Source organism: Nodularia sp. UHCC 0506 (genome assembly GCF_034931045.1).
GTDB lineage: Bacteria > Cyanobacteriota > Cyanobacteriia > Cyanobacteriales > Nostocaceae > Nodularia.
In genome coordinates this window covers 161,251-170,372 of sequence record NZ_JAYGHH010000003.1, presented here as the reverse complement: position 1 = coordinate 170,372, position 9,122 = coordinate 161,251, and the positions used below count along the sequence as shown (strand labels likewise).

The following is a 9,122-nucleotide window of genomic DNA, read 5'->3' as shown; positions in this document are numbered from 1 at the left end:
TTGTCCAATTGAGATTTATATCTTTTTTGGACAAAAGTGAAATCTTAGAGGATACCCCAGAAGTGTAGGAAACCTTGACCAGAGAACACTTCAATTAAAGCTGCGGCTACAAAACCGATCATTGCCAAACGACCGTTCCAATTTTCGGTTTGAGTGGTGAATCCCCAATTCCAAGCATTGCGGTTTTCTGTAACTGGTGTGGTTGCGGTTGTGCTTTTCATGGTTAATACTCTCGGTAGGACTTAGTAAAGGTTTTTGTTTCCCTATTAAGCAATGTAACAGATATTTTAAATAATGTAACGAACAATTGCAAAAGAATTTCAAATAGTATCTATAAGAATTTTTTCTGATTTGCTTTTCAGCGATCAACTCAGATCCCCAACCTTTGCCAGAAATCGGGGATCTTGCGGTTTGTAAATTATTGGAGATTTCTAGAGGTTAACGTCTACTTTCTGAGCTATCCTCAGCTTGGCAGAACGCGATCGCGGATTACTAGCCAATTCTTCCTCTTTTGCAGTGATTGGCTTTTTAGTCAAGACTTTTAACAAAGGAGAATTACGTAAACCATGCTTTACCGGGCGATCTTCCAAACTGTGAAAACTGATAATGGCAATGCGTCCACCAGAAACCAAGGCGTTAGGGGCTTGATCTAAAAAGGTTTCTAAAGACTTTAACTCATCATTAACCACAATTCGCAAAGCTTGAAAAACCCTTGTCGCCGGGTGAATCCGACCATAACGATATTGACGGGGGACAGCATAGGCGATCGCCTCAGCCAATTCTGTAGTAGTTTGAAATGGTCGTTTTTCCACAATCCGTCTGGCAATCCGCCGCGATAGTCGTTCCTCACCGTATTTAAAGAAAATATCTGCTAATTCCGCCTCATCCCATTCATTAATTACATCAGCCGCCGTTAAAGACTGTTGCTGATTCATTCGCATATCCAGATTTGCCGCATGGCGAAAGCTAAAACCCCGTTCTGGCTGGTCTAAATGGTAAGAACTCACACCCAAATCAGCCAGGATACCATCGAAAGTGTTAGGACTATATTTATAAGCCGAAAAATTGCTGTGAATAAACTCTACCTTGTCACCAAACTCAGCCAAATACTTTTGCGCCGCCCCTAAAGCGTCCTCATCTTGGTCAATGGCCGTTATCCGCACATCAGTTGCAGCTTCTAAAATTAAGCGACTGTGACCACCACCCCCCACCGTTGCATCAAGATAATGGCCACCAGGACGTACAGCCAACCCCTCAACGACCTCCTGGCTTAAAACTGGCACATGAAGAAATTCAGCGCCTACAATTCCTTGGATCTCTAGCTCCATATAATAGTTGAAGAAGTGAAACAAAATGAAACAGCAAGTAAAATCTCTTTGCTGCCACTCCTCTCCAACATACTCCTGTATGGGCAATAGATGTAGACGCTTCTGTGGCGACTGCTTAAAAATATTTCCCTTACCGAAGAGGCAGAGGGGAAGGGGCAGGGAGCAGGGGGGAACAAGCCCGAACCCTCTGCGCGGAGCAAAGCGGAGCAGGGGTAATCTTCCCCGCTCTTTTAGGGCGCTTGAACTGAGGCGGAGAACAAGCTCCGTTTCAGTCTTCTCCCTTGCTCCCTGCTCCCTGCTCCCCTGCTTCTTTTGACCTGATTTTGGCAGACAAAATTAATTGAGTCTGGTTGGCATCACGCAATTCAAGTTGAAATTTTCATCACTGGAGAACAAGGAACTTATGGCAAGACTAGAAACCCGCACCGAACCAATGGTATTGAATATGGGGCCACACCACCCCTCAATGCACGGGGTTTTGCGGTTAATTGTCACATTGGATGGCGAAGATGTCGTTGATTGTGAACCGGTAATTGGCTATTTGCACCGGGGAATGGAAAAAATTGCCGAAAACCGGACTACTGTCATGTACGTCCCCTACGTGAGTCGGTGGGACTACGCCGCCGGAATGTTTAACGAAGCTGTCACCGTTAACGCCCCGGAACAATTAGCAGGTGTAACTGTTCCCAAACGCGCCAGCTACATTCGCGTGATTATGCTGGAACTAAACAGAATTGCTAACCATTTACTCTGGTTTGGCCCTTTTCTCGCTGACGTAGGCGCACAAACTCCCTTCTTCTACCAATTTAGAGAACGGGAAATGATTTATGATTTATGGGAAGCTGCCACTGGATACCGGATGGTCAACCATAATTATTTCCGTGTGGGTGGCGTAGCAGTTGATTTACCCTATGGTTGGGTAGATAAATGTTTAGATTTCTGCGATTACTTATTACCCAAAGTTGACGAATACGAACGTTTAGTAACAGATAACCCCATCTTCCGCCGTCGGGTTGAAGGTATTGGCACGATTTCCCGCGAACAAGCAATTAACTGGGGACTATCTGGCCCGATGTTACGCGCCTCTGGAGTGAAATGGGATTTGCGGAAAGTTGACCATTACGAATGTTACGACGATTTTGATTGGGATGTACAGTGGGAAACTGCCGGTGATTGCTTTGCCCGTTATGTGGTGCGGATGCGGGAAATGCGCGAATCTGTGAAGATTATTCGCCAAGCAATTAAAGGACTACCAGGAGGCCCCTACGAAAACCTAGAAGCCAAGCGGATGGCGGCGGGAAAAAAATCAGAGTGGGATGCCTTTGATTACCAATACATTGCTAAAAAAGTTTCACCTACGTTTAAAATGCCCAAAGGTGAAATCTATTCCCGTGTGGAAAGCGGTAAAGGTGAGTTAGGAATTTATCTAGTAGGGGATGATAACGGTTTCCCCTGGCGTTGGAAAATTCGCCCGGCTGATTTCAACAATCTGCAAATTGTCCCGGAACTACTACGAGGGATGAAGGTTGCAGATATTGTTGTGATTCTCGGCAGTGTTGACGTAATTATGGGATCTGTAGACAGATAAGAGGCAGGGGGCAGGGGGCAGGGGGCAGGGGAGAAGAGGCAGGGGGGCAGGGGGCAGGGGGCAGGGGAGAAGAGGCAGGGGGGCAGGGGGCAGGGGGCAGGGGGGAAGAGTAATTTCCAATTCACCCCTATTTCTTGCTTCTTCTCCCTCCTCAGAGACTTCCCAATCAAAAAAACATCCAATAACCTAACAGAATAAACCTCTGATTTCTTGATTTCTCCGTGTCCTCTGCGCCTCTGCGGTATGCGCTGCGCGCACGCTACGCGAACGTTTAATCTTAATTTCTTAAAAATCCCGAATACTCCAGCAAACAACACCCAAAGCATTAATATAAAAAACATCAGCCCCTTCAAACCCAGTAACTAACCGTGCCATCCATGCCTCTGTCGCGCATAGTCACGCTAATTGTTGGTTTAATCGTCATTTTGGCATTAAGCCTCTGGCTGATTGACTCCCTCTCTCGGCTTTACTGGCAGTTGTCTTATTCTCCACTGCTGGGGAATTTGCTGTTGCTATTGTTGGTTTTATTAATAGGAGGCTTAGTTGCAGCTTTTCTTTATTATGTATTCATCCTGCAAGCTGGGGAAAAGCGATCGCGCCGTCAACGTCGAAGAGTTACAGCCGCAGAAATTCCCGCCGCTAAATCTGATGCAGCTTCTACAACTCTGCAAGCTGTGAAGCAACAGGTAGCCCAAATTCAAGATGAAGTCGCCCGACAAGCTTTATTAAGTAAATCACGGGAAATTGAAGTCAATCTGGTACGGGGTGAAATTCAAGTTGTGGTATTTGGTACGGGAAGCGCTGGTAAAACTTCCCTGGTTAATGCCATTATGGGGCGCATGGTGGGTCAGGTAAATGCGCCGATGGGAACTACCCAAGTTGGGGAAACCTATTGTTTGCGGTTGAAGGGGTTAGAACGCAAAATTTTAATTACCGATACGCCGGGGATTTTAGAAACTGGGGTAGAAGGAACGGAACGGGAACAATTAGCGAGAGAACTGGCAACTTCAGCCGATTTACTGCTGTTTGTGGTAGATAATGATTTGCGTCGTTCTGAATATGAACCACTACGCAGTTTAGCTGAAATTGGTAAGCGATCGCTCCTCGTTCTCAATAAAACAGATTTATATACAGATGAGGATAAGGAATCGATTCTCGCCCGGTTACGTCAACGAGTGCGGGGATTTATTGCCCCTAATGATGTGGTGGCGATCGCGGGAAATCCCCAATCTGCACAGTTAGAAACTGGCGAAATCTTTCAGCCAGAACCCGATATTATTCCTTTGCTGCGGCGCATGGCTGCCATTTTACGGGCTGAAGGTGAAGATTTGGTTGCAGATAACATTCTCCTGCAATCGCTACGGTTAGGAGAAGAAGCCCGAAATTTGATTGATGTCCAACGTCGCCGTCAAGCTGACAAAATAGTTGATCGCTTTCAATGGATTGGGGCTGGTGTGGTATCTGTTACGCCTCTCCCAGTTGTCGATTTATTAGCAACAGCAGCCGTTAATGCTCAAATGGTAGTCGAAATTGGGAGAATATACGGTTGTGAATTGAATATGGAACGAGGCAAAGAATTAGCTCTTTCCTTAGCCAAAACCATCGCTAGTTTAGGTATAGTCAAAGGCGCAATTCAACTAATATCTACTGCTTTGCAATTTCATGTTGCTACCTTTGTTATTGGTAGGGCAATTCAAGGGGTGACAGTAGCTTATTTAACACGAATTGCTGGTAAAAGTTTTATTGAATATTTTCGCCATGACCAAGATTGGGGTGATGGTGGGATGACTGAGGTAGTCAAGGAACAATTTAAACTTAATCGCCGGGATGAATTTATTAAGAGTTTTGTCCAAGAAGCGATCGCCCGCGTGGTAAAACCTTTAACAAATAACTCGGAAGTGATTGAACACGACGAAGAAACCCAGAATTAGCATAAAATTTATCTATTTTTAGGCAAAATACTGTCAATAAATAACTTGACTTTAAGGCATAGACACTACAATAATCAATTTTCAAGGCTTCCGGAAAAACTGGTGAGGTGAGGAAACCTATTATAAGAAATTATTTAGTAACCAGCTCATGAACCAGAACATGATCGGGCAATTATTACAAACACGTTACCAAATCGTCCAAAGCCTTGGTGCAGGAGTATTTGGAGAGACATACATCGTTATAGATCAAGCTCACCCAGAAAACCCTAAATGTGTGATTAAAAACCTTAAATCTCACAGTTTTTCACCCAAATACTTAGATAATTTAAAATCATGCTTTCTTGATGAAACAGCACCTCTCCATCTTCTGGGAAAGCATCCTCAAATTCCCCAATTAATCACCTGTTTTGAAGAAAATGAGCAGTTTTATTTAGTACAAGAGTTTGTAGAAGGACATTCATTAAGTACGGAATTGCCCATCAATCAATATTGGAAATGTAATTGGACTGAAAATGAAGTTTTGCAATTATTAGAAGATGTTTTGAAGATTTTAGAATTTGTTCACTCACAAGGCATTATTCATTGCCATATTAAACCAGAAAATTTGATCAGACGTACTAGTGATGGCAAGTTAGTTTTAATTGACTTCGGTTTTATCCAGTCAGTTGATTTGGGTTTAAGTCTAGAATTGCCTATTGATGAAATTCCTGTCACCTCACTAGGGTACATCCCACCAGAGCAATTTATTGGTCAAACACAACCTAATAGCGATATTTATGCTTTGGGGATGATTGCTATTCAGGCTTTAACAGGGCGAGAAGCACTACAATTCAAAGTAGATCCTCAAACCAATGAGATTATTTGGCGTACCCAAGATACATCAATTAATGATTATCTAGCTGCTGTCCTCAGTCACATGATTCGCTATGATTGCCAAGAGCGCTTTCAGTCTGCGGGTGAGGTACTACATATACTCAAACAAATGGTCAGAGAAACTAAAATACAGTCCATTCCTGAAATACGCCGTGAGGTAGTGCAAAAGCCAAAGGGTAAAAGAGATAATACACAGGAAAAATTAAATTTAATCCCTGGATCATCACTATTTACAGGAATGAAAGTAGGTTTAGCAGCTAATTCTTTATTAATGGGATTGGGAGTATATTCTTTAGTGAATAATTCTCCTGCATATTCAGCAAAAGAAACTTTATATAAAGCAACAGAAAAATATCAAACTGGGGATTTAGAAAAGGCACTGGCTTTAGTAAAATCAATTCCATCTCACAGTAATATCTATCCAGAAGCTCAAGCCACGATTGATGAATGGCAGTACCAATGGCAATTTGCTGCGGTGCAATACCAAATTGCTGAACAAGCTTTGGAAGCGGGTAAATGGTCAGAAGTATTAAGTATTGCTCCAAAAATGCCAGATATTTTATATTGGCAATCTAAAATAGATAATTTAGTCCAGCAAGCACAAGTCAGGATTGAAACCGAAACCCAAAATTTGTTATCACAAGCTTACGAAAAAGCCATAGCTAGAGAATTTTCAACTGCTATAGAATATTTACGTCAAATTCCTCAAGAAAGTTCGGCTGGTGCTTTAGTTCAAAATAAATTAGCTGAGTACAGTGAAAAGCGGCAAATTAGAGCAGCTTATTTTTTACATAATGCTAATATCAAAGCCTCAACTGGCGACTTTAATGGGGCTGTAAAACTTCTTCGCAAAATTCCACAAAATACTCCCGTTTACCCTCAAGCACAGGCTAAACTCAATGAATATACTCAAAAACAGCAAATACAAACTAAAAGTAAAAATGTGGCGTTAACTTCCTTTGATGCTACAAAAACCCTCATTAAAAATGAAAGTTTTCATTCCGAAAATCATCTGCAAGAAGTTAATATTCGTTAATTGAGTGGGGAGTGGGGAAAGTTCTGAGTGCTGAGTGCTGAGTAAGTTCCTTTACCCCCCTTGCCTCTTCTCCCCTGCACCCTGCCCCCTGCCCCCGTTCCTCTTCTCCCCTGCACCCTGCCCCCTGCCCCCTTGCCCCCCTGCTTCTTTTCCCCTACCTTGGCGGGTCTTGGTGCATGAGGGGACGCAATCCATTTAAACCGGCGATGATTGCTGAACCATTATGAATAACTGTCGCCGCTAAGGGATGCAACCCTATGGTTGTGGCTAGTCCTAACGCTGCTAAATTAGGAACTACGGCTAAACTGATATTTTGTTTAATTACTGCTTGGGTTTGGCGAGCGATCGCTATTGCTTCTAAAAAACTGGTTAGGTTATCATCCATCAGGACAACATCGGCTGTTTCCCTAGCTATATCAGAACCTCCACCAAAGGAAATCGCTACGTCAGCATAAGCTAGGGCGATGGAATCGTTTAAGCCATCACCAGTAAAGGCGACTGTTTTACCTGATGCGTGTATTTTTTGGATAATTTCGGCTTTTTGTTCAGGGAAGGCCTCAGCATGAACTTGGGAAAGAGGCAAATTAAGTTCTTGGGCAACAGCCATAGCTCTCTGCTGATTATCCCCTGTGAGTAGATGGATTTCCATCCCATATTCACTTTGCAACTTCTCAATTACATTTGGGCTTTCTGGACGCAAGGGATCTGTGTAATAAATAATTCCTTTAAACTCCTGATTTACCGCTACATATAGCAAAGCATTATGGGCAGAAATACGGAAATTGGGATGATTGCAGCTATGTGATTTATCCAGACAGTCCAGGGAAATGCCACGCTGACGCAAAAAGCGATCGCTCCCCACTATAACTTGTTCACCATCAATTTCGGCTCGCACACCTAAACCAATTTCATATACAAAATCTTGGCGGGTCAAAATCTCAATGCCTTGTTTCTGGGCATAATTTACTACAGCTGCGGCAACTGGGTGAGTCAGGCGTTGTTCGGCAGCTGCGGCTAGTGTTAACAACCTGTGACTAGACATCCTTCCAGCTACAGTTTCCACTTCTACAACTTCGATATTACCTTTAGTTAAAGTGCCGGTTTTGTCAAATACTAATGTGTCCACCTGTGCCAATTTTTCCAAAGCCCGACCACTGCGGATTAGCACACCATGTCTAGTGGCGTGATGTAAGGCTGCTAAAAAAGTTGTGGGTAGAGAAACGCGAATCCCGGTGACAAAATCGAGGGTGAGGATGGATGCTGCCCTGTTAGGGTTTCTGGTTGCGGCTAAGACTAATCCCGAAAAAATCAAGGCTGGTAATACGGCTTTGTCGGCGATGGTTGCGGCATAGTTACCCATGCGTGTGTCATGTACTGGGGCTTGTTTGACTAACTCTATACTTGCCCCAGCACGAGTAGCAGCGCCGACTCGTTGGGTTTGGATGTAAATTTCTCCTGACCGCACGAGGGTAGAAGCATAAACCGCTTGTCCTACCTGACGCAAAACGGGCATTGATTCACCAGTCAGCTGTTGCTGATCGATTAAAGCTTTACCGTGCAGTATTTCTCCATCAATGGGGATTTGTTCACCTGGATAGACGATTACAGTGTCTTTTGGCTGTACTTCCTTTGCCAAGATGCGTTTTTTTTGCCCATCTGGTTGTTCAACCCAGGCGTAATGTCCCAAAGAATTCAATAAATCGGCGGCATGATTTTCGGTAACTCTGGCAGTGCGATCGCGGATCTGATCACCAATTTCATGTAATGTCATCACCAAAGCTGGTGTTAAGAGGTTTCCTTGGGCAGAAGTTAAGGCGATCGCCATAAAATCGAGGCAATCTATATTTAATTTTCGTTCTTGGGTAATACTGTTATAAGCACGTTGAGCAACAGGTAACGCTGCCAGTGCCACTGTTGCAGCAATCATCACTCTGGGAATGGGAAATCCTAACCCTAGTAAAGCTAAAATAGTTGCCAATCCAGGCAACTCTACACCTGAATGATCAGTTTCTTTTAGTTTTTGAGTTTCAACTTCTAACTTTTGACTTTTCCTCACCTTGGCTTCAGATAGCAAAGGTAATAAATACTGGGGAATTAACCTATTTTTACTACTAGATAATTGATATTTAATCGTTACAGAATTGCAAGCACGATTAACGCGGACAAACGTAATACGACGATCAGATTCTAGTAAATTTTGTAAATTTTGGGCATAATTGGGGTCATGGGCTAACAGAGGAACACGAAATCTAACTCTGCCGGGAATTTTATGTACTACATGATAGTCAATTCCAGCGAAAGAGGGCGATGAATTGATCATGATGTTCCTCTCACTGTATATTACAGGGGTCGTCGGTTTTCTGTGT

6 protein-coding genes are annotated in these 9,122 nt (G+C 43.4%); 3 read left to right on the top strand and 3 right to left on the bottom strand.

Features of this window, described 5'->3' with window-relative positions:
* Positions 1-44 precede the first annotated feature (44 nt).
* Complete coding sequence (locus VB654_RS03945) at positions 45-221, bottom strand: high light inducible protein (RefSeq protein WP_323212145.1); 177 nt, start codon at positions 219-221, stop codon at positions 45-47.
* 210 nt (positions 222-431) lie between these two features.
* The gene (gene rsmH, locus VB654_RS03940) at positions 432-1,328 is read right to left on the bottom strand and encodes a 16S rRNA (cytosine(1402)-N(4))-methyltransferase RsmH (RefSeq protein WP_323212144.1); all 897 of its coding nucleotides are present in this window, start codon (positions 1,326-1,328) and stop codon (positions 432-434) included.
* 403 nt (positions 1,329-1,731) lie between these two features.
* Here rsmH and VB654_RS03935 point away from each other — a divergent pair, with 403 nt between their 5' ends.
* The 3 genes from VB654_RS03935 (at position 1,732) to VB654_RS03925 (ending at position 6,756) form a co-directional block, all read left to right on the top strand.
* Positions 1,732-2,916: an NAD(P)H-quinone oxidoreductase subunit H gene (locus VB654_RS03935; RefSeq protein ID WP_323212142.1), complete on the top strand. Its 1,185-nt coding sequence runs from the start codon at positions 1,732-1,734 to the stop codon at positions 2,914-2,916.
* Between the two features lie 377 nt (positions 2,917-3,293).
* Positions 3,294-4,847, top strand: a complete 1,554-nt coding sequence (locus VB654_RS03930) for a GTP-binding protein (protein ID WP_323212281.1) — start codon at positions 3,294-3,296, stop codon at positions 4,845-4,847.
* 148 nt (positions 4,848-4,995) lie between these two features.
* A complete protein-coding gene (locus tag VB654_RS03925) occupies positions 4,996-6,756 on the top strand; it encodes a serine/threonine-protein kinase (protein ID WP_323212141.1) in 1,761 nt (586 codons plus the stop codon).
* A gap of 154 nt (positions 6,757-6,910) precedes the next feature.
* Here VB654_RS03925 and VB654_RS03920 read toward each other — a convergent pair whose 3' ends face one another.
* Positions 6,911-9,076 (bottom strand): heavy metal translocating P-type ATPase, encoded by a 2,166-nt coding sequence (locus VB654_RS03920; protein WP_323212139.1) that lies wholly within the window; start codon positions 9,074-9,076, stop codon positions 6,911-6,913.
* Between the last annotated feature and the right edge of the window lie 46 nt (positions 9,077-9,122).

Coding starts and splice junctions, on each gene's coding strand:
- VB654_RS03945 (WP_323212145.1), bottom strand. CDS start 221: ATGAAAAGCACAACCGCAACCACACCAGTTACAGAAAACCGCAATGCT.
- rsmH (WP_323212144.1), bottom strand. CDS start 1,328: ATGGAGCTAGAGATCCAAGGAATTGTAGGCGCTGAATTTCTTCATGTG.
- VB654_RS03935 (WP_323212142.1), top strand. CDS start 1,732: ATGGCAAGACTAGAAACCCGCACCGAACCAATGGTATTGAATATGGGG.
- VB654_RS03930 (WP_323212281.1), top strand. CDS start 3,294: ATGCCTCTGTCGCGCATAGTCACGCTAATTGTTGGTTTAATCGTCATT.
- VB654_RS03925 (WP_323212141.1), top strand. CDS start 4,996: ATGAACCAGAACATGATCGGGCAATTATTACAAACACGTTACCAAATC.
- VB654_RS03920 (WP_323212139.1), bottom strand. CDS start 9,076: ATGATCAATTCATCGCCCTCTTTCGCTGGAATTGACTATCATGTAGTA.